Annotated in this window: 20 protein-coding genes; 15 read left to right on the top strand and 5 right to left on the bottom strand. The window is 44.6% G+C overall.

Going from position 1 to position 21,360, the window contains the following annotated elements; all coding sequences use genetic code 11:
- Positions 1–153: 153 nt before the first annotated feature.
- The 4 genes from AC27FN_RS04560 (at position 154) to AC27FN_RS04545 (ending at position 5,263) form a co-directional block, all read left to right on the top strand.
- Positions 154–2,523: an ATP-dependent DNA helicase gene (locus AC27FN_RS04560; RefSeq protein WP_487166834.1), complete on the top strand. Its 2,370-nt coding sequence runs from the start codon at positions 154–156 to the stop codon at positions 2,521–2,523.
- Entirely contained in the window at positions 2,524–3,138 is a 615-nt protein-coding gene (locus tag AC27FN_RS04555) for a uracil-DNA glycosylase (protein WP_487166833.1), read from the top strand.
- Positions 3,139–3,457: 319 nt separating this feature from the next.
- Complete coding sequence (locus AC27FN_RS04550) at positions 3,458–4,096, top strand: SDR family oxidoreductase (protein ID WP_487166832.1); 639 nt, start codon at positions 3,458–3,460, stop codon at positions 4,094–4,096.
- 213 nt (positions 4,097–4,309) lie between these two features.
- Positions 4,310–5,263: a quinone oxidoreductase family protein gene (locus tag AC27FN_RS04545; RefSeq protein WP_487166831.1), complete on the top strand. Its 954-nt coding sequence runs from the start codon at positions 4,310–4,312 to the stop codon at positions 5,261–5,263.
- Positions 5,264–5,435: 172 nt separating this feature from the next.
- On the opposite strand, the gene AC27FN_RS04540 is transcribed toward AC27FN_RS04545, so the two are convergent.
- Positions 5,436–6,140, bottom strand: coding sequence for a TIGR00266 family protein (locus tag AC27FN_RS04540; RefSeq protein ID WP_487166830.1), 705 nt, complete (start codon positions 6,138–6,140; stop codon positions 5,436–5,438).
- 1,024 nt (positions 6,141–7,164) lie between these two features.
- On the opposite strand from AC27FN_RS04540, the gene AC27FN_RS04535 reads away from it, so the two are divergent.
- The 3 genes from AC27FN_RS04535 to AC27FN_RS04525 all read left to right on the top strand — a co-directional run bounded on the left by AC27FN_RS04535 (position 7,165) and on the right by AC27FN_RS04525 (position 9,346).
- Positions 7,165–8,115, top strand: coding sequence for an alpha/beta hydrolase (locus AC27FN_RS04535; RefSeq protein WP_487166829.1), 951 nt, complete (start codon positions 7,165–7,167; stop codon positions 8,113–8,115).
- Between the two features lie 222 nt (positions 8,116–8,337).
- Positions 8,338–8,667 carry an ArsR/SmtB family transcription factor gene (locus tag AC27FN_RS04530; protein ID WP_487166828.1) on the top strand — a complete coding sequence of 110 codons (330 nt, stop codon included), beginning with the start codon at positions 8,338–8,340 and terminating at the stop codon, positions 8,665–8,667.
- Between the two features lies 1 nt (position 8,668).
- A complete protein-coding gene (locus AC27FN_RS04525; protein ID WP_487166827.1) occupies positions 8,669–9,346 on the top strand; it encodes a type 1 glutamine amidotransferase domain-containing protein in 678 nt (225 codons plus the stop codon).
- A gap of 286 nt (positions 9,347–9,632) precedes the next feature.
- Here AC27FN_RS04525 and AC27FN_RS04520 read toward each other — a convergent pair whose 3' ends face one another.
- Together AC27FN_RS04520 and AC27FN_RS04515 are read right to left on the bottom strand one after the other, a co-directional pair.
- A complete protein-coding gene (locus AC27FN_RS04520; protein WP_487166826.1) occupies positions 9,633–10,127 on the bottom strand; it encodes a hypothetical protein in 495 nt (164 codons plus the stop codon).
- Positions 10,124–11,149: an NADP-dependent oxidoreductase gene (locus AC27FN_RS04515; RefSeq protein WP_487167052.1), complete on the bottom strand. Its 1,026-nt coding sequence runs from the start codon at positions 11,147–11,149 to the stop codon at positions 10,124–10,126. The genes AC27FN_RS04520 and AC27FN_RS04515 overlap by 4 nt, the downstream gene beginning before the upstream one ends.
- 194 nt (positions 11,150–11,343) lie before the next feature.
- Between AC27FN_RS04515 and AC27FN_RS04510 the strand changes: the two genes are divergently transcribed.
- The 3 genes from AC27FN_RS04510 (at position 11,344) to AC27FN_RS04500 (ending at position 13,218) form a co-directional block, all read left to right on the top strand.
- Positions 11,344–11,664: an ArsR/SmtB family transcription factor gene (locus AC27FN_RS04510; protein ID WP_487166825.1), complete on the top strand. Its 321-nt coding sequence runs from the start codon at positions 11,344–11,346 to the stop codon at positions 11,662–11,664.
- A 93-nt stretch (positions 11,665–11,757) separates the two neighbouring features.
- On the top strand, positions 11,758–12,579 hold the full coding sequence (locus AC27FN_RS04505; RefSeq protein ID WP_487166824.1) for an oxidoreductase: 822 nt from the start codon (positions 11,758–11,760) through the stop codon (positions 12,577–12,579).
- Positions 12,580–12,906: 327 nt separating this feature from the next.
- On the top strand, positions 12,907–13,218 hold the full coding sequence (locus AC27FN_RS04500) for a DUF7671 family protein (RefSeq protein WP_487166823.1): 312 nt from the start codon (positions 12,907–12,909) through the stop codon (positions 13,216–13,218).
- A 5-nt stretch (positions 13,219–13,223) separates the two neighbouring features.
- Here the strand turns inward: AC27FN_RS04500 and AC27FN_RS04495 are convergent, their stop codons facing one another.
- Complete coding sequence (locus tag AC27FN_RS04495; protein ID WP_487166822.1) at positions 13,224–15,323, bottom strand: cation:proton antiporter; 2,100 nt, start codon at positions 15,321–15,323, stop codon at positions 13,224–13,226.
- A gap of 538 nt (positions 15,324–15,861) precedes the next feature.
- Between AC27FN_RS04495 and cysE the strand changes: the two genes are divergently transcribed.
- Both cysE and cysK read left to right on the top strand, forming a co-directional pair.
- Complete coding sequence (gene cysE / locus AC27FN_RS04490; protein WP_487166821.1) at positions 15,862–16,431, top strand: serine O-acetyltransferase; 570 nt, start codon at positions 15,862–15,864, stop codon at positions 16,429–16,431.
- On the top strand, positions 16,428–17,345 hold the full coding sequence (gene cysK / locus AC27FN_RS04485; RefSeq protein ID WP_487166820.1) for a cysteine synthase A: 918 nt from the start codon (positions 16,428–16,430) through the stop codon (positions 17,343–17,345). The genes cysE and cysK overlap by 4 nt, the downstream gene beginning before the upstream one ends.
- A 43-nt stretch (positions 17,346–17,388) precedes the next feature.
- Here the strand turns inward: cysK and AC27FN_RS04480 are convergent, their stop codons facing one another.
- Positions 17,389–17,946 carry a MarR family winged helix-turn-helix transcriptional regulator gene (locus AC27FN_RS04480; protein ID WP_487166819.1) on the bottom strand — a complete coding sequence of 186 codons (558 nt, stop codon included), beginning with the start codon at positions 17,944–17,946 and terminating at the stop codon, positions 17,389–17,391.
- Between the two features lie 150 nt (positions 17,947–18,096).
- Between AC27FN_RS04480 and AC27FN_RS04475 the strand changes: the two genes are divergently transcribed.
- The 3 genes from AC27FN_RS04475 (at position 18,097) to mutY (ending at position 21,360) form a co-directional block, all read left to right on the top strand.
- Positions 18,097–18,534 (top strand): hypothetical protein, encoded by a 438-nt coding sequence (locus tag AC27FN_RS04475; RefSeq protein ID WP_487166818.1) that lies wholly within the window; start codon positions 18,097–18,099, stop codon positions 18,532–18,534.
- Between the two features lie 258 nt (positions 18,535–18,792).
- Positions 18,793–20,007: an NADH:flavin oxidoreductase/NADH oxidase family protein gene (locus AC27FN_RS04470; protein WP_487166817.1), complete on the top strand. Its 1,215-nt coding sequence runs from the start codon at positions 18,793–18,795 to the stop codon at positions 20,005–20,007.
- 210 nt (positions 20,008–20,217) lie between these two features.
- Positions 20,218–21,360, top strand: coding sequence for an A/G-specific adenine glycosylase (gene mutY, locus AC27FN_RS04465; protein ID WP_487166816.1), 1,143 nt, complete (start codon positions 20,218–20,220; stop codon positions 21,358–21,360).

Genomic DNA, 21,360 nt, shown 5'->3' with positions numbered 1-21,360 from the left:
CAATACGCTCCTGAGCCACAAAGGTCTGTTAATGTTCCTTAAAGTGGGCAAAATCTTAAGAGTTATCTTTTGGAAGGTGTGACCAATGGATCCTGATAAGTGACGAACTTGTGCTAAAGTAGATCAAGAAACTGAACGGATGAGGTGAAGACGATGGCGATGATTAAACTTGGCATTCGCGAATTGGTTGAATTCGTGTTGCGCAGTGGGGATTTAAATCCGCAAACGGCTGGCAGTAATAACACGGCCTTAACCGGTGCCAGAATTCATCGTCGTTTACAAAAACAACGGTTGGCGGCGCATTCCGACTATCAAAAAGAGGTTGGCTTGAAGACAACGGTGACCATGAACCACCAAGATTACGTGATTCATGGTCGTGCAGATGGTCTTTTTTATGATCAAGCTCATGCCCACATCGAAGAAATTAAAACATCTGATTTACCGTTTACTGATGTGCCGGACAGTACACTCACCTTATATTGGGGTCAAGTTAAAGTCTACGGATATCTATTGATGGCGGATCAGGCATTAGATTCGGTCACCCTACAGCTTACCTATTATCAAACAGGTGAAGACCGCATCACCACTAACGAACAGGAATTAACAAAAGCTGACGCCGATGAGTTCTTTCAAATGTTGGTGGATGAATATGAATCATGGTTGATTTTACGTGCTCAATTACGGCACCAGCGCGACGACTCACTAGACGCGCTGAACTTTCCGTATCCAGCTTATCGGACGGGTCAGCATGAACTTGCAGGGGCGGTCTATAAGACTATTTTTTTGAAAAAACAATTGTTAGTCGAAGCACCAACCGGAACTGGGAAGACAATCTCAACCTTGTTTCCAGCGTTAAAAGCGATGGGGGCGGGGCTGATGCAACGAACCTTCTACTTAACGGCCAAACAAAGTACGCGCCGAGTTGCTGAAGAAGCCATGGCGCTAATGGCGCAACAAGGATTGCGTTTAAAGAGTATCACGCTGACAGCCAAACAACAGATTATGTTTCCTGAAGAAGCGGATGTTTCACCGGCGGATAATCCCTTTATGTTGGGGTATTATGATCGGCTAAAGCCGGCTTTAATGGATTTACTAACGAATGAGGATGCGTTGACGCGACCAGTTATTGAGCAATACGCGCGCAAGCATACCGTGGACCCGTTCGAATTCTCACTTGATGCTAGTCTTTTTTGCGATGTTATTATCGGTGACTACAATTACTTGTTTGATCCTAAAGTCTATTTACAACGTTTTTTTAGTGAACCTGATGAAGATAACTTCTTCCTTATTGATGAAGCACATAATTTATTGAGCCGCGCCCGCGAGATGTATTCCACGAGCTTGGATGAGCAAACGGTGTCCGCGGTAAAACCATTGTTTAAAGGTGAACGGGGTTTTCATCGACGCGTTAATTCGCTAGTAAAAACCTTTAAAGCACTCAATGAGCTACTTGAGGCGGAGGAAAATGACGAATTAACCTTTCAGCCGCCGCTTGATGCGTTTACGGATGAGGTGCAACATTTTGTTGACTATCTAGGGGATTGGTTACCACATCAAGAGGAATCTGAAGACCTGCAACAGGTTTTGACGGTTTATTTTAGTTGTTTAGATTACCTACGTTTGAGTGAACTATACAATGCTACCTATCGAACCCGGTTAGTAGGTACAAATCAAGGCTTGAGCGTACGTTTGGTTTGTTTAGACCCGAGTGAATTCTTGAATCAATCGCTGCACCTAGGTCGGGGAGCGGTCCTGTTTTCTGCGACTTTATCGCCGTTGGACTATTATCAACGAGTTTTAGGTGTTGATGAAGACGGTCCGACCTATCAACTGCCATCACCGTTTGAACCGCGGCATCAAGCAATTCTCATCACGAATTATATTCAAACCACCTATCGACAGCGAGCAGCCAATTTGTCACGAATTGTGGCTAGTATTCAAGCGCTCGTGTCTGGCAAAATGGGCAATTATTTAATTTTCTTGCCGTCGTATGGTTATTTAACGCAAGTTGTCGCTGCATTTGAGCAAGCTTGCCCGGATGTAGATACGCTCAGTCAAACTGGCGCGATGACGAGTGCTGACCGCGACATGTTTTTAGCTCGTTTTGAGGCGTCACCAATGAAGACTTTAGTTGGATTTGCCGTACTAGGTGGGATTTTTTCGGAAGGAATCGATTTACCAGCAGATCGCCTGATCGGGGTTGGCATTGTCAGCGTCGGTTTGCCTGGTCTTAACGCAGAGACGGACTTAATTCGCGATTACTTTGACGCGCATAATGGGCATGGATTCGAGTATGCTTATCAATTACCAGGACTAAACAACGTGTTCCAAGCGGCCGGACGTCTAATTCGTAGTGTGCATGACCAAGGAATTATTTTGTTAATGGATCAGCGGTTTAGCCAGCCTCGCTATACCCAACTTTTTCCGGCACATTGGCGATATTGGCGATCAGTCAACCGGCTTGATCAGCTAGCTGCTTGTATCAATAACTTTTGGCAACAAGATCGTGAAGGAGCGGGATAAATGACCACCATGATGACGACAGCTGAAATTGAAACGGCGAAACAACTAATTGCAGCTAATCCAAAGTTAACCGGGTTTGTACCTGGTGAAGGTTCACTAACACCTAAATTGGCTATTATCAGTGAAGCACCAGGAGCGAAAGAGGCCGAGTTGGGGCACCCGTTCCAAGGCCCCGCTGGACAGGAATTAAATGAATGGCTGGCCCAATTAGGGTTAACTCGTGATCAAATATATATCACCGGTGCCGTACGTGCGCGACCATTTGATGAGCACGATGGACGATTACGGGATCGTAAACCAACTGCTGCAGAAGTGGCCGCATTTGCGCCCTTGTTAGACCATGAGCTAGCGCGGATTCCTCTCAATACGCTGATATTACCGTTGGGCAACACCGGCTTACAACGGTTATTGGGTCCGCAATACAAGATTACCCAAGTTCACGGACAACTTATCAAGGCTCCATTGTTACAGTACCATCCGGCAGTTAAACGTTATGAAGCTGGCAACCCGATCAGGTCACTTTTCCCGATGTTTCATCCATCATATGTCCGCCGGTTCCCCAGCAAACGGCCGCTAGTTGAAGCTGATTTGGCTGTGTTAAAAACGCTGATGTAACGGAGGTGCCGGTAGTATACAGGCTCTCCCGGGTGGTTTCGCGCTGAGGTATTTGTCCAGCTACACAAGCCTGATGTCTGTGCCTAGCCAAGGTTGCCTAATTGGCAAAAAACGCCAACCAGTCAACCTCCGCTAGCGCTCAACATCACCCGGCTTGCTTCGCTCTGAGGTATTGTCGAGTCTTTTTGCTTGTTTTTATAATTGTAATATTTATAATTACAGTTAAACAGTGGGGCTGACTCAGATGAAATCAAGGGTTAACCACACCGGATAATGTGTGAGAATCGTGCTTGTCATTTTAATCGAGGAGGTTATTTTCATGAGTCGTGTATTAGTTTTAGGTGCGGGTGGTCAAATCGCACAATTTGCTGAACAATTTATGGTCGAACAAGGCCAACAACTAACGTTATTCTTGCGTCATCCTGATAAGCTAGAAAAGGTAACCCCAGATCATGAAAAGGTGGTCACAGGTGATGTTACGGATGCCGCGGCATTGAATCAAGCGATGGTCGGTCAAGATATCGTTTATGCCAACTTAGCTGGTAGTAATATTGAACAACAGGCGAAAAATGTTGTTGTGGCGATGGATCATGCTGGTGTTAAACGATTGATCTGGATCTCGACACTTGGAATTTATGATGAAGTGCCTGGTGCATTTGGTGAGTGGAATCATGAGATGCTTGACGATGGTTATTTGCCAACATATACTGCGGCAGCGACGGTCATTGAAACCTCTGGCTTAGACTACACGATCATTCGACCTGCTTGGTTACAGAATGAAGACGAAGTGAGCTATGAGCTAACGAATAAAGGCGAACCGTTTAAAGGAACCGAGGTTTCCCGTAAGAGCATCGGTGCGTTGGTGGCCGATATTGCTGCGCACCCTGATCAACATGTAAAAGCGTCTTTGGGGGTTAATAAACCAAATACTGACGGAGACAAGCCTAGTTGGTATTAACACCTGACTATACTAATCGTGCGTTGCGTCAACTGAGAAATCGTGTTTAACTATCTGTCATTTTGGCGGGTAGTTTTTTTAGTATGGCATGTTAAGCGAGTTACAAGCTAGATTGTTTTAAATTACCAGTAATATATTTTGACTTTCTAGCATGCTGTGATTATAATGATTTTATATTACATGTAATATAAAAGTGAAAAGGAAGTCTTAAAAATGATGAACGCAATTGTCGTAAGAAATTTTGATGAGAGACCAAAATTTGAAACGAATTATCCAACACCAAATGAACAGGCAGATGAGGTGATCATCAACGTGTTGGCATCGTCCCTATCCAATCGGGCACGGTCAAGCGCCACCGGCCAGCATTACACTGCGACTGGAAAATTACCCATGGTGCCTGGGGTTGATGGCGTGGGTATGCTACCCAACGGCAAGAAGGTTTACTTCGTCGCTGATGGAAGTTTTGCTGAACAAGTAGCGGTTGAAAAGGGCCATTGGGTTGAATTACCAAATAACGTCAATGAATTTAAAGTGGCTGGATTGATGAATCCTGCATTGTCAGCGTGGATGGCGCTAAAGTATCGGGCCAATTTTAAAAAGCACCAAAAAGTGATGATTTTGGGTGCTTCCGGAAATGCTGGAAAAATCGCTATTCAGGTTGCCCAACGTTTAGGCGCCGGAGAGATTATTGCCGTTGGCCGCCACATCGCTCAATCTGAGCTGTCAGACTTAGGTGCAACCCAAGTGATTGAGTTGGGTCAAGAAGCTGACACGGTTAAAAAGACATTAGCGCTGGCCGGGCAAGATATTGATGTTGTGTTAGATTATCTGTGGGGTGAGGTTACTGCCAATGCGATGTGGGCGATTATTCCTCATCGAAATGATGATGAGCAGGAATTAAAGTGGGTTTCGATTGGTACAGCGGCTGGTCAGACAGCGCCGTTACCAGGAGCAGCTTTTCGGGCAGTTAAGTTGCAGTTAATTGGCTCTGGACAAGGATCAGTAGGTGTTCACGATATTATAAAATCATTTAAAGAAATTCTTCAATCCGAGTCTAAGCAGCCATTTAGTTTTGCATTTAAACAAGTGCCTTTGGCTGACTTTGAAGATGCCTGGCAGGCCAAAGGAACCCCAAGAATTGTTTTTGATGTGCATCGTTCAAAATAGTCATCATTCAGGAAAATTAAAATGTTTTAATTGACCACTACGACACCTTAATATAATTGAATTATGCGTGTTGCTATTTGTGGTCGACCAAATAAAGGCAGCCCTCCAATTTATTCGGGAAGGCTGCCTTTTATTTAAGCGGTATACCAGTAAAAAATACGAATTTATTAGTTTATTTTTTATCGCTTGGTAAAAATGGTTGGATCAAATTAGCCAGCGATTGTAGATTTCGTGTTTGAATGTAGATTGTGCCATTACCACTAAATTCCGTGACTAAGCCTTCACCAGTTTTGAAACCAACCACCCCGCTGGCAGGCTTAATGGAATATTCTAAGCTACTATCCCAAGCGATCACGTGATTATTATCAACGACATATTGGTGATTACCATCTAATTCAATTGGAATAATATCTCCATAGGCTGAGACTAGGACAGTGCCTGTACCAGAAGTTTCCATGATGAAGAAGCCACCAGTTCCGCCAAAGATTGCACCACTAGTCTTTTGACTAACCATATTATAACTGGCCGTTGAATCCATGGCGAGAAAGGCACCCGTGTTCAGTCGGTATTGATGATCAGCATCAATAGCGAGCGCTTTAATGGCTCCTGGGTTATTCGGCGCAATGGTCATTTTAGCATCGGCTGAAGTTCCAGTCGCTGTTGTGATAAAAAAGCTCTCTCCGCTCGTCATAGAACGACCCAGAGCACTGACGAAGCCCCCAAGCCCTTTTTTACCGTTATCATTCATGTGACCACTTAAGGTTACGAGACCATTATGATAGATCAGAGAACCAGATTCGATCTGGATCGTTTCATCTTGAGCCAAAGCCAGATCCACGACAGGAAACGTAGTATTAGTTGTGATTGTATACTTCATGAGACCACTTCCTTTTGATTCACTTATTATTCAAAAGAAGCATAGCATAGTCTCAAGCTCCGCACTAAGAAACCTTCTTGCTCTTTATAGCGCCAATAATCAGCGACAAAAAAGGCTCCGAGCCTTCTCTACCCGGAACCTAGTTAATCAAGGAAAGATCCTCAATCGGCGCGACATTCGTTTTACAATTCTGAATGAGCTAACACCTCAATATTAAATTTACGCAATCCCTTGTCCTGACCTACCTGTCCACTTGTAAACTGTCTGCTAATGTGGGCGAAGTCAACGACTACCTCGTGACTGGTCGCTCATCACCATTTGATCGACAGGCAAACGGCGGTATAGGCATCACGCGTGGAACACATATGACTAGCTATCAGTCATACACCTCCAAATTGGAACGTGATTTATTTGGTGCAGGGTACGCATGAAACTCACATTACGAGTTTCGTTAAACAACTTGGGTCATTGGAATCACCTGCTGTTTCTCAGAAAAACTGATGCAACACGCTCACCAACTTGAAACTTTAAAACCTAATTTGAAACTTGGAGCGGGTAAAACATGGTTCAACATTCCGGTGCTACCGTAACCTACTGTGTCACCAACACTTCGCGCGGTCAGCTAATCTCGTTGACAAGGCGCGGTCTAAATGTTTCTCAACATCCATAACTTTACGTGACCTGCGGACTACCAGCTTTTCAAACGCTGGGGTAGCTATGATCGTCGACCGTGGTTCCCAGAACCATCCCGGCACGATCATGATGAGAAGGCGTCGATTGAGGAGGGTACTTCCTTTCCTCACCAGTATAGTAGCACGTTGAGAAAACGCTTACAACAAAAATGCTCGACTTTAATTTAAATATTTTTTTGCCCAATTGTGATAGGCTAGGTCGCTGTTCTGTTGGGCCATAGGCTGAAATTTTTGCTCATTTAAGGAAATTAGTTATCCTAGGCATGTAACGTGAATTGTACCTTGCCGCAGTCGTCTCATTACCGACCGTAATTAAGTAAAGGAGCATTCTGATGGATCAAAAAATCGTTCTTGAATCAGCAGCACAAGCCTTCTGTGAAGCCAATCAACCGCATCCACGAATTTATGAATTACCGCCCAAAGACGGCCGTGCATTATTGGAAAAAGTACAAACGTCACCAGTTAATAAATATAACGTTGATATTGAAGATATCCTTGTTGCAACGGGTAAGTGGGGCGACGTGCCAGTGCGAATTGTTCGTCCAGCTGGCAATTATCGCCAGTTGCCTGTCATCTTCTATATTCATGGTGCAGGATGGGTCTTTGGTAGTGCCCAAACGCATGACAAGTTAGTTCGTGAGTTGGCGGTGCGGACGAACTCAGTTGTCGTGTTCCCCGAATATTCGCGGTCTCCGGAAGCCAAGTATCCTACAGCAATTGAGCAAAACTACGCCGTTTTACAGCAATTGAGTCACTTGGCTGAAAGTAAGAAGTTTGATCTCAGTCGACTGACCGTTGCCGGTGATTCAGTCGGCGGGAATATGGCGACGGTGATGACCCTGATGACGAAACAACGCAGTGGATTACCAATTTTACAGCAGCTGCTTTTTTATCCGGTGACTGATGCTGATTTTACAACGGCGTCTTACAATCAGTTTGCGGACGGTTATTACCTAACGAAGGACGGCATGAAGTGGTTCTGGGATCAATATACGGCAGACGAAAAACAACGAGCAGAAATAACCGCGTCACCTTTACGCGCGACGATTGAACAGTTACGAGAACTGCCGCCGGCGCTGATCGTAACTGGTGAAGCGGATGTATTGCGTGATGAAGGTGAGGCCTACGCTAACAAGCTGCGTGAGGCCGAAGTTAGCGTGACGCAATTGCGTTTACAAGGGATGATTCATGATTTTGTGATGGTTAACTCATTAGATCAGACCAATGCTACTCGAGCAGCGATGACAATGGCGACAGATTGGATCATGAATGGAAATCACTAAGCAAACATTGAGTTTAAGTTTGATCACAAATTTATTTAATTAAAGCTATATTCAGAGTGTGGAACGTAAGTCGATAAGTGACCTTACGTTCTGCTTTTTTAGTTTGAAAGTAATATTCAACGCAATTTTTATTTCAAGTTGTGGCTGTAAGTTGGTCAGGGTCATTTGACAATGACAGCGTTCGATGGTTTAATAGTTTAAAATGATGAACGGAGATGCAATATGGCAAAATTTACCGCATTGAAAGAGGAATTTTCCACTTGTCGTGAATTCCTGATCGCGTTAGGTGATGAAAAGCGTCAAGCCATTATCATTCGTTTATTAGAGGATCAGGCTTGTCAGGGGGTGCGAGTTACTGAACTGACGGAAGCGACGCATCTGTCGCGACCGGCAGTTTCTCATCATCTAAAGATTCTTAAAGCCGCCCAATTAGTGCAATGTCATAGTGTCGGGACAAAGAACTATTATTTTTTGACCCATGAAACACAAACGCTTGATAAATTACAACAGATGTTAAACGATGTCACCAAGATCATGACAAGGAGTAACTGATATGAAAAAAGTATTAGTGGTTGAAACCAACACAACACGGTATCAAGGCACCAAGGATCCGACCGGTTTATGGTTAGGTGAGGCTGCCGAATTTGTCGACGAAATGAACCATGCTGGGATTGATGTCGACTTTGTCAGTCCTAAGGGTGGTTTTGTTCCACTCGATCCGCGAAGTATGAAGTATACCGATGAAGCCATTATGCGGGTATATGAAAGTCAGGATTTTGTTGACCGTGCGTTAAAGAATACGTTACGACCTGATCAAGTTAATCCAGCCGATTATTTTGCTATTTATTATACGGGTGGTCACGGGGTGATGTGGGACTTTCCTGACAATCCTGAGTTACAAAAGTTAGCGATGGCTATTTATCGCAATGATGGGTATGTAACGTCGGTTTGCCATGGAATTGCGGGTTTGTTGAACATCAAGAATGATCAAGGCGATTATTTGATTGATGGAAGAAATGTCACAGGTTTTACGACCGCTGAAGAAATCATTGCCGGTAAGAAATCAGTTGTCCCGTTTTTAAACAAGGCAGCCGCCGAAGCCCATGGTGCTCATTTTGAAAAGAAACGTTTCTACAGTGAATATGCTATTAAAGATGGTCATTTGCTAACAGGGCAAAATCCGTTTTCAGTTCGAGCAGTGGCTAAGTTATTACTCAACGAAGTTAAATAGAGGGTTCTATCTTAAGCGTGGGACATATTGACAAACTGAGCGTGAGCACTAGCGAAAAAGGGAGAATTTTCCGTACGGAAGATTCTCCCTTTTTCGCTAGTCACAGTTCTCAAACGGTTGTCACACATTTTGACTGTGGCGGCATGGTGCATCAGAACAACAAATTACATAAGTTATGTCCCAAACTTTTGTACCTATAGGTTAGCAAAAGCAAGACCTGAGTCGATTGGAATTTGGACTCAGGTCTTGCTTACGACGATTCATATTTAATTTTTTGTCTCAATCATTAATCATAAAGCGCGACATGAAATAACTTAACGGCGCTCTGCAAAGTAATTGCGACGCTCATTACAAAGCTCCAGCCAATTAGGAGACCCGAATTTGGCCAACTGTGGGTGGTGCCAATTGTGAACAACATAATGCCAACCATCAATTGCCAAAAAGTTGCTGCATGATAGGACAAACCGTCCACTAGTTTTGCGATGTTCAAAGAACTAGGAGCAGTCTGACTAAGTGCAGCAAAGTGCGTTCCTAGCAGTCGAACCGCGATGACCTCCCCAACAAACATGATTAACCAGAGTAGACTGGTTAAAAAGGAGCCAATTGGTATCCGCCACTGCTGAACGATTAACCATAACATTAAGGCAAATAGAAAGCCTGTTGAACCTGTGAACAAGCTTTCACTTACCAGCCAAGTCGCAGTTGGTTGCCGATTCGTTTGACGGCGAAGTAACATCGTGATGATTATAGCAACGAGGAAACTAACGACAGAAATGATCATGCCAAGGCCTCCGTTCTGCTATCATCAGTCATCTTCAGGATGATTTTTCCGGTTGCATGACCGGAAGCTGAGTATGCCAAAGCCTCGTTAATAGCAGAAAAAGGCAGTATGCGATCAATGACCGGTTTCAAAATATCAGCTTCAATGAGCTGACGCAATGTTTCCAATTCAACGCCGCTTGGTTTCATGAATAGGAAAGTGTACGAGGCGCCCGTTTGCTTTTCCAATTTGGTTAAATCACGAGTCACGAAGCCAAACGCCAGTTGTTTCCACAAGGGTACGCCATATTCTTTGCCAAAACGGGCGTTTGGTAAGCCAGAGATACTGACGACTTTTCCACCAGGCTTTACGATCTTAAAGGCATCGGTAAGCGTTTTGCCGCCTCGAGTATCAAATACGTAATCATAATCGCTGAGCACATTAGCAAAGTTAGTTGTCCGAAAATCAATCGGGTAATCAGCGCCCAGCGAACGAACTAAATCAAAGTTGTCTTTGCTGGTTGTCGTGGCAATGTATGCACCGAGATAGTGGGCGATTTGAATTGCCATGACACCGATTCCGCCAGAACCACCTTGAATCATCACCTTTTGACCCGGTTGGATATTCATAATGTCATGTAGGGCTTGATAGCTCGTTAATCCAACCAGGGGAATCGCAGCAGCTTGTGAAAACGTTAAGTTCGCCGGTTTCTTAGCAATGTCGCCTTGACCCACGGCGATATATTCAGCAAAGGTACCGATGCGATTCTTTTGGACACGACCGTAGACGGCATCACCAACGTTAAAATCTGATACAAAAGAACCCGTTTCAGTCACAATGCCAGCAAAATCGCTCCCCATAATCATGGGCATTTTATATTTGAGTAACATTCGCAAACCGCCGTCTTTGGTCTTAATATCAATGGGATTAATACTGGCTGCCATGATCTTAACCAGCACATCATTTGGTCCGATGCTAGGGCGTGGTACGGTTTTGATCACTGGCTTTGGTTGCTTGTAGCGATCGATCACGGCTGCTTTCATTGTTGTTGTCAAAATTTCTCCTCCAGTTTTGAGTTTATTAGTTTAATCTTTTGAACTAATCACGAGGGAAATTTTAGCGCGTTCGTTGTCTGCTGTCAACGAAGATTTGTTGACAAATTTAAGCAAATATCGTTAAATGGTTTGAGAACATGGACGTTTATAGGAATTATTTTACTAATTGAAGGGATGAGTAAATGGCAGAAAGAACACTAGAAATCTTTAAAGAAGGTGCCCCCATCTTCACGATGCTGCAAGATGAAAATCGCCAGCAAATCTTGGTCATGTTGTGCAAGACGGATCACATGACGGTTAACCAGATTACGGACCGACTATCACTCTCTCGTCCCGCAGTGTCACATCATTTAAAGCTCATGCGTGATGCCGGAATTCTGTCGGTTAGCCAGATTGGGACGGAGCGTTATTACAGCGCCCATATGGGAAATGCGTTAGATTTACTTAAGGAGCTAACGGCTTCTTTAGAAGCAGATATTGCAAGTAAGGCCGGCACGGAATAGGCCGGTTTTGTTTTTAGCTAATTGGTTCAGATGTTTAAACAAATGATTATTTATCTGACAATAACATTGTTTTTAAGTGAAAGGAGCACTCTGATGAATCAAGAAAAAGTTGTATTAATTACTGGCGCCAGTAGTGGTATTGGCTATCAGACGGCCGAAAAGTTAGCCAAGCAAGGGTATCGAGTTTTTGGCGCGGCCCGTCGCGTTGACCGAATGGCTGGTTTGACTCAGCTGGGCGTAACGCCCGTCCATTTGGATATTACGGATGAGGACTCAATCGCTGAAATGGTCCAAAGCGTGATTGATCAGGCCGGCCGCATTGACGTACTCGTTAATAACGCTGGCTACGGTTCGTATGGCGTCATTGAAAATGTGAAAATTTCCGAAGCTAAAAACCAATTCGAAGTAAATATCTTTGGTCTGGCTCGTTTGGTTCAATTGGTGTTGCCACATATGCGGGCACAACATGCGGGTAAGATCATTAATATTTCTTCAATGGCTGGTCGAATTACAACTTACATGGGCGCTTGGTATCATGCAACAAAGTATGCGCTAGAGGCCTTTAGTGATGCTTTGCGAATGGAGGTTGCCCCATTTGGCATTGATGTTGTGATTATCGAACCAGGTGGAATCAAGACAAACTGGGGCTTAATCGCTGCCGATCATTTACGCGATTCATCCAAAGGCACGGTCTATGAGCAGATGGCTGATCAAGCAGCAGACAAGATGCAAAAGACCTATACTTCTAACCGTTTGTCAGATCCAATGGTCATCGCTAATGCTATTGCTCGCGCTACCAATAGTCCGCACCCGCATCCACGATATTTAGTTGGTTATGGCGCTAAAGTATCAGTGTTTATGCATACGGTTTTGCCAACCCGCGTCTTTGATAAACTAATTAAAGTGATGGTGTGATCTGCAGGCATAAAAAATAAGTTGTGGTCCGGTTAGGGATCGCAACTTATTTTTTATGCCTTACTTATTAACAATCGTGTCATCACGAACAAATAACGTAATTTCAACGCCATCTACGTTCACTGTCCGCCGTTCTTCGTTAGCTTCTTGACCAGTTGGAAAGTTTTGTGCCATGTGCATTCACCTCTTTCACAAAAGATTACATGTTTATTGTAGCCGTTTTGTAGGGGAAATGCATATTTTCCTGTCTCCGACGTTTTCACCTGCTTACTTGACTAAAACCCAGCTGTGGTAAAATCAGCGCAGAAAGTTTTTAGGGAGATAATTATGAAAGCAAAGTATGAAGTGACCCGCTACATTGGCATTCCCGTGACGACTGATCCGGCGGGACATTATGTGGTTGCCCCAGGGTCAAAGCTTCACGATTGGCGGACTGGTAAACATACTCGTGGTCATTTTAAACAACTTGGTCAGTTATTTTTAACAGAAAACAACTTACTAATCGCTGTTTTAGCAACGCAACCGGTAGCGTTTAAAGATCGTCACCAGTGGACGCCATTGCAACGGTTTACCAGTGAAACGCTCAGCGATGAGATAGTCACTAAACTGCGACGGCAATTCCATCTGGATGAATTCTAAAGTGGTTAAAGATTGTCATTTTGCATGTAGACCATTTGATCGTAAGAAACTTGTTCGCGTAGGCTTTTGGCTAAACTAGTTGAGAGTTTATCGCGACTTAAGGCATCTTGAACAAATTGATATTCCGCCTGGAAGGCAGCTAGATAGAGTGCGTTGAGCATCTCATCATCGGCTTTGTCGTCATCGCGCTTGAAGCGCCGACTTCGTTTGATATAGGTATCCCGGACAAAATTTATGGCCGCTTGATCGGAACTCACCTGTTGATTCTTTAGCCAAGTCATCACCGCTTGATTGCCAAGCTGCTCAACGTTAATCATAATTTGACGTGATTGATTTAACGTGGCCAAAGGTTGTTCATTTACCGCCGTAATCAATGATTGGCTAATCGGCTGTTGCTTGTTAGTGCGGGTAACAGCGACTTGTTGATCGCTGGTCGACCGCTGTGAAGATTCGCGTTGCCGCAGATCGGCTTGTTGGTAAATTTGGTGGGCCTTTTTGCGCATTTTATAGCGTTTGAACGGGTGGATCAATTTGGCCAAAATGTATTTTGTCCGCAAACCAATCCGTGTATGGCCAGTCGGACTTGCTTGCCGACTCGTCAACATGAAAACGTAGCGTTGATAAAGGGTCTGCTCGAAGTTGGTTAGTTCACCACTATTAATTCGCTGGTTTACTGCAGCCACCTCTGTTTGTGTTGCCATTTTGAAGAGGGCATCTACCTGTTTACGGTCCGGACGTGTGCGCAAGCCTTTTTCAAAGGCAAGCGTCTCAATAACTTGATGGCGGGCATTTGATTCCGTTGCGTTATTCTTCAACCAGGCAATCGCATAATCTAACATGGCGTGATGGGCCGTATCGAAGTCGTCTTGATCCTCTGACTGCTGTGCTGGCAGGATAAATGGAATAGTGAATAATGGGACAATTAAACTGAGTAGGATGATAATGGCAGCGATAAAAATGAGTTCGTTGCGCATGGGAAAAGTCGTTCCGTTTGTCAAGGTTAATGGCAATGAAAAAGCCATCGCCAGCGTTACTGTCCCATGAACGCCACTAAGACTTAGCAGGGCGGCGGATAGATTAACGCTCTTGCCGAAGGGTAATCGGATAAATTGACGAATCCAGAGAAAACGAATTCCCATCATCAAGGCATAAATACCGATGGCTAGGGCTGTCAGTATCAAAATGGAAATTTGATGTTTTGCCAATAGGTTATCAATAATAGTGGGTAAACTAACGCCTAGTAGCACAAAGACAAAGCCATTTAACAGGCTGGTCAATAGCCCCCAGACACTGGTACTGACAACCTGGATTTTGGTAGAAGTTAGTCGTAAGTTGTCTCGTTCGATTCCGTGAATCAGACCGGCTGCGACAACTGCCAGAATGCCGGAGACATGGAGTTCTTCAGCCACCCAATAGATCACAAATGGGGTCAATAATTGAACTGGCACGGCGATAGAGGCACTTTCAATATTCCATCGTATCAACGCAATTCGGAGTGCTGTGATTAGCCAGCCAAGGAATGCACCGATCAGCAGACCGCCGAAAAATGTTTCTAAAAAGAAGATGACACCATGGCTAACAGAGAAATCGCCTGACATAAAAGCAGTTAACGCTAAATCAAAAGCGACAATTCCAGAAGCATCGTTGAACAAGGATTCGTTTTTCAAGGTATCCATCAGTCCAGTAGGTAGCTGCAAGTTTTGCGTGACTGAGCTGACGGCTGTCGCATCGGTTGGCGTCACGATGGCAATCAACAGGAAAGCCAAAGATAGCGTTAACGCTGGATAAATTAAATGAACGCCAAAACCAACGATTAAAACGGTTGTAATCACCAACATAATTGCTAAAGATAGCGTATCCATGATGTTACGGGAGAGCGTCTTGCGCGAAGTTTCTTGGGCATCATTGAACATAATTGGTGCGATGATAGCTAACAAGAAAAATTCAGGATCAAATTGATAGTGGTGGTACAAGGTCGTCAACGACAACAAAGCCCCAGCCCCAATCTGATAAAAAGCGAGGGGAATCGCAGAAAATTGTTGATAAATAATTTCAGCGGCAATGACTGCCACAATTAAGATACCAACCGCAAACATAATTTCCATATATGGGTCACAACCTTTCATGACAGAATTTTCATGAGCTAGTGGATGTTCAAGCGAACATTAGTCAAATTGTATCAGTTCTTCAAGGCTATAGTGATGCGCAGGGTCACCCTGGCTCACGCTCTTTCTAAACGCGCTCACCAGACCTGAGTCCTGTGCACAACCAACACCCACAACCGGGTAAAATACACCCAATTGTGGGTGTCCGTTGTTGCTCGGACTCAAAACGGCCTGGTTCACGCTCTGCTCTGATTTTACTTGACTTACAAAAAAGAAGTCGGTACACTAACAAATAATTTATAACGGAAAAAGAGGTGTGGACGATGACTAACTTAACTTGTTGTAGTGCTATCGATTGCGTACTAAGTTTTGGGAAACGTCATCTGTCTAGCACCACTGCTAGCTGTGTGGAGGCCTAGTCGGCTAACCAGTAGCACCTTTTAAATGACGGCGTCAACGCATCCACTTCCCTGACTTGGTCTCAACTGAGTTACCGGAAGTGGATGCGTTTTAATTTGACCTACGAGGAGGAAAAGGCGTGTTTGACACGATTGATCGGATCATCAAAGAAGATCCTGCAGCGCAAAGTCGATTGCAAGTGGTTTTAACTTACCCAGGTTATCAAGCGACTGTGTTATACCGAGTAGCTCATCGATTTTGGCGGCACGGTCATCGACTAACGGCCGCGTTAATTAGCCACTGGGCCCGTCATCATACCGGTGTTGATATCCATCCTGGTGCTACCATTGGCCGTCGTCTATTTATTGACCACGGGATGGGAGTGGTTATCGGTGAAACCGCAATTATTGGTGATGATGTGACTTTACTACATGGCGTTACACTCGGTTCACGTCATGCAATCACCGGCCGCCGACATCCTAAAATCGGCAATCACGTCTTTATCGGCGCCAACGCGCTAATCCTTGGGCCGATTACGGTTCACAGTCAAGCTAAAATTGGTGCGGGTAGTGTAGTGCTCAAGGAAGTTGCTTCAGGGACTACCGTTGCGGGTAACCCAGCACATGTTGTTCGACCCTGGCAACAACAAATTCCCGCTATTCATATCTATAACCAACAACCTGAATTGAAGGAAGGAACTTCATTATGATTAAAAAAGAAAGCATTTTGGATTACATCGGTCACACACCAATTGTAAAATTACAACGTTCGACACCGGTGGATGCTGCTGACGTTTATGTCAAGCTGGAATTCTTCAACGAGGCCGGTTCTGTTAAAGATCGGATCGCTTTAAAACTCATTGAATCCGCGGAAGAGGATGGTTCGTTGACCCCTGAGACAACCATCATTGAGCCCACTTCTGGGAACACTGGAATTGGTATCGCTGCGGTGGCTGCGGCTAAGGGTTATCATGCAGTGCTTGTCATGCCGGATACTGCTAGTGAGGAACGTAAACAATTGATGCGTGCTTATGGCGCGGAATTGATTGAGACTCCAGGCGCAGAAGGGATTAACGGTGCTATTAATCTAGTTAATGAAACGCTAAAAAAAGGTGGCTATATTCGTTTAGGCCAATTCATTAATGAACTTAATCCACAAGCTCATTATGAAACGACCGGTCCAGAAATCGTCGATTATTTCGACGGAACGCCTGATGTTTTTGTTGCCGGAATTGGCACTGGTGGCACCATTTCCGGAACGGGCAAGTTTTTGCGAGAAACCAATGCTAACGTCGAAATTATTGGTGTAGAACCGGCTGCTTCGGCAGTCTTAAATGGCGGCGACCCTGGCAAACACCCCATTCAGGGAATTGGGACAGGCTTTGTCCCAGATGTTTTGGATACTAAGATTTATGATGGTGTGACAGATGTGACTGGTGAAGATGCGGTTGCCACTGCTCGAGCAATTGGCCGTCAAGAGGGCATCTTATTAGGTTTCTCTGGTGGTGCTGCTGTTTGGGCAGCGATTGAAAAAGCCAAGGCGCTGCCTAAGGGTAAGAAAGTCTTGGCTTTAGCGGCTGATAATGGTGAACGATACTTGTCCACGCCATTATTTCATGACTAATTAGGTTGATAAAACCGGCTGATGTCACCATCGGCCGGTTTTTTTAGTCGTCATTACGATGACGCATTGCCAATAGAAAACGGATGATGACAGCTTGTTCATCTTCATTGAACTCGTCGAAGACCGCCGTTTTAGCTTGCTGATCATCCGACTGGACATCTTGAACTAAGGAAAGCAACCATTTGCCATTATCGGTCAAGTAATAAAACTTTTCCCGCCGGTTGTCAGGGTTGGTTTCTTCCTTGACGAGTCGTCGGCCAATCAAGGCCTTCAAATATTTAGATAAAGTGCCTGGCAGAAGATCTAATTTACCGCTAATCGTTCGGGCATTAATGCCAGGATTCTTTTGAATGGTGATTAAAACATTGCGAACAGGTTCACGGAAATGATGCTTAAAATGTTCCGACCAGCGCTGCCAGTTATGCATGTCGTGAGGATCGAAGCCGATCCCTCTCGGAAAATCACCATGATGACCATGGGCTCTGTGCATATCGATGACTTGTTGAAAACGTTGGTCGAACGGCTGACGCGCGGTTTCGAAGTTAATTAATTGTGAGTAAAGATCATTTAGTTCCTGGCTTTTTGATTGATCCTGTGCCATTAGTTCTCCTTTGTGAATAGGATAGTCGATTAAAAGCAAAATCGGTTTGTGGGTTTATTTTAACGCAAAATGTTTCTTTAGGAAACAATGGGTGTTATACTCATGAAAGTTTCCAAAAGAAACAATACTCACGAGAAGGAAGTGATTTGGATGCAATTAATCGATACGACTCGCTTTGACCTTGTTGCAACTGTCGTTAATGCCAAGACGCAAAACGTCGACGGGTTTGATTATGCGCTCCAAACGGCGTTAACGAATCAAGCGACACTAGGCATTATCGTTTGGGTAGACGACGATGAAATTAGCATCTTTGATGCATTAACGCCAAATTACGTGACTAATTTAATGGCCGAGGCGTCGCGTTTTGGAACTGATTTAGCCGACATTGCGCAAGCTTTAGGCGTTAAACAAGTTAAAGTTAGCGTTCGGCGAGGTAGCAATTTAGGCGCGATTGCCACCGATGTTTACTGCGATGAATTTTCTTATGACTTACTCGTTTTTGAACAAGAACATCATGACCAAAATCAGATTCAGCATGCCGTGGCGGTGGTCAATGAAAAATTATTATCATCAACGATGATCCTGTAAAGTGGTCCATATACCGGATTGATTGCGACTGGTTAGGCGTGTCATTGGTCGACCATAAACTTAATTTGCAGAAAGTAGGTGAGCAAGTCACTGTTTCATAAAAAGCTAAACTTGCAAACTAAAAATCATTATGATTTAATGGGTTTAAACAAACGAACGTAGGATAGAATTATTTAGACAACGGTCAACGTTGTCTGTTTTTAAAATTCATAAGTTCGCTCGTTTAAACCTACAATCAAAAGGAATGGAGACCGTTTTATGACGACATCAACTTTATTTTCGCCATTAACACTAGCTAGTGGTGCGGTAATTAAAAATCGCTTTCTGAAGCCCGCAATGAGTGAGGTGATGGGAGATAAAGCCCATCGTCCGACGCAACAGCTAATCAATTTATATCGGCGTTGGGCAGAGGGTGGAACAGGCTTACTCATCACCGGTAATGTAATGATCGATTCAAATGCCCTTGGTGAGGTCGGCAATGTTGTGATTGAAGACGAAAGTAATCTAGGCTGGTTACGAACCTGGGCTGAAGCCGGTCAACAAAATGGCGCGCAAATCTGGGTGCAATTAAATCATCCAGGTAAGCAATCGCCACGTAACGTGAGTCAGCATCCTGTAGCCCCCAGCGCGGTCCCAATGGCAGGTGCTAACAGCTTCGCATTTAATGAGCCACGTGAGTTGACGGTCAATGAAATTCACGAGATCGTTCGTAAATTTGTCAGATCTGCAGAAATCGTTAAAAAGGCTGGTTTTAATGGGGTGGAAATTCATGCGGCACATGGGTACTTGCTGAATCAATTTTTGTCTCCACATGATAACCGTCGTTCTGATGAATATGGAGGTAATCTCACTAATCGGATGCGAATCTTAGTTGAGATTTATACGGGGATGCGTGAAGCCGTTGGCGATGATTTTTCCATCGGAGTTAAGATTAATTCAACTGATTTCAGTGAGGACGGCTTTAGTGAAGCGGATTCATTGACAGTGATTAAAAAGTTGTCTGAACTAGGGGTCGATTTGATTGAAATTTCTGGCGGTAACTACGAAAATCCTGAAATGATCAAGACAACTGGTGGCGCTTTTTTCGTTAACTATGCGGCAAAGGTCAAGGCTCAAATTTCGACGCCCATTGCCGTGACCGGTGGTTTTAAAACAGCCGCGGGGATGAACGCAGCCGTGGCCGATGGTGCCACTGAAATGGTGGGGACGGCCCGGGTTTTGACATTAGTGCCAGACTTACCAAGGCAGATTCGATCTGGCCAATTTCAATCGATTGCTTTAGATTTCTTATCTACTGGGATTAAAAGTCTGGATGGTAAGATCGGTTCGATGATTGGGTTGAGTTATTATGAAATGCAGATGGCGCGAATTGCTGCGGGTAAGCCAGTTCGACGGACCACCAACGCTTGGATTCCACTGTCATTTTCGTTACGTAAACAAGGGTTAAGCATTTTAATACCCCAGCGTAATTAGGTCAGTGTTTGTCGAGCTATAGCCCAGCTTGTTTCGCTCTGAGTTTGTTGATTGGGGTGCTTAGTCATTAGAAATGAAACGTCTCTTTTATTTTCTCGAACCGATAGTCTCACTTGGGTACAAAGGTTTGTTTAATCTTATAATATAAAATCAAGGTGGCGGCCCAGAATATGCTACGATAACAGCACTGAATTTAGGGAGGCGCTATACGTGGAACACTGGTCGCCAAATAAAATAACCGCATTTCGCAAAACGCTACTGTCTTGGTATGACGAAGCTGGTCGGGAGCTACCTTGGCGTAAGGATCACGATCCCTACCATGTGTGGGTTTCGGAAATCATGTTGCAACAAACTCAAGTCCAAACGGTCATTCCATATTATCAACGCTTTATGACCATGTTTCCGACCGTTAATGCATTAGCGAGTGCTCCAACCGAACAATTGATGCGTGCCTGGGCTGGATTAGGCTACTATTCGCGGGCGCGCAATTTGCAGCGGGCTGCTCAAGAAATCGTTAATGAGCGTCATGGTCAGTGGCCAACGACGGCAGCTGAATTACAGACATTAACTGGGATTGGTCCGTATACGGCTGGCGCAATTGCCAGCATCGCCTTTGGAGAACCGGTACCAGCGGTCGATGGTAATGCCTTTCGCGTGTTTAGCCGGTTGATGGAAATCGACGCCGATATTACAAAACCACAAACACGCCAATTATTTGAGCAGGTTATTGGCGAAGTTATTGATCCTAACCGGCCGGGTGACTTCAATCAAGCGATTATGGACCTTGGTAGTAGCTACATGACGGCCAAGCAGCCGGATAGTGAACATTCACCGGTTCGTGCATTTAATCAAGCCTTCATAGATGGAAAAGAGCTGGACTATCCCGTTCGAAGCGTAAAACCACGACCGGTGCCAATGGCTTATTTGGCCTTGGTGATCCAAACGCCAACGGGCTACTTATTCACACAGCGTCCTTCGACCGGGATGCTGGCAGAATTGTGGACCTTTCCGTTGCAGTTGGAAGCTGATTTAGTGCAAGATGACGAAAAACAAGGTGAACTTGACGAAGAGATTTTAATCAAACGGGCAGCCGAGATGTTTGCTGCCGATACCGGGATTGAAGTGACTCTTTCGACGGTTCCTGGACGTCGTGTCAGCCACACATTTACGCATCAAAAATGGCAATTGAAATTGGTTCAGGCAACATTGTCAGTAGACCCCGACCTAAGCTTGTTTCCTGGTCAAGTGATCGCACCGTCAGCCTTTGCGCAATTTGCGATGCCAACGGTACAACAAAAGCTATGGCGAGCGTGGACGAAGGTTATCGAGTCCAACAAAGGGAAGGAAGGCTAA

The sequence above is a fragment of the Furfurilactobacillus sp. W61-4 genome (assembly GCF_057545565.1).
Note: the sequence above shows the minus strand (reverse complement) of the source record. Positions and strands in the feature narration are given on the sequence as shown.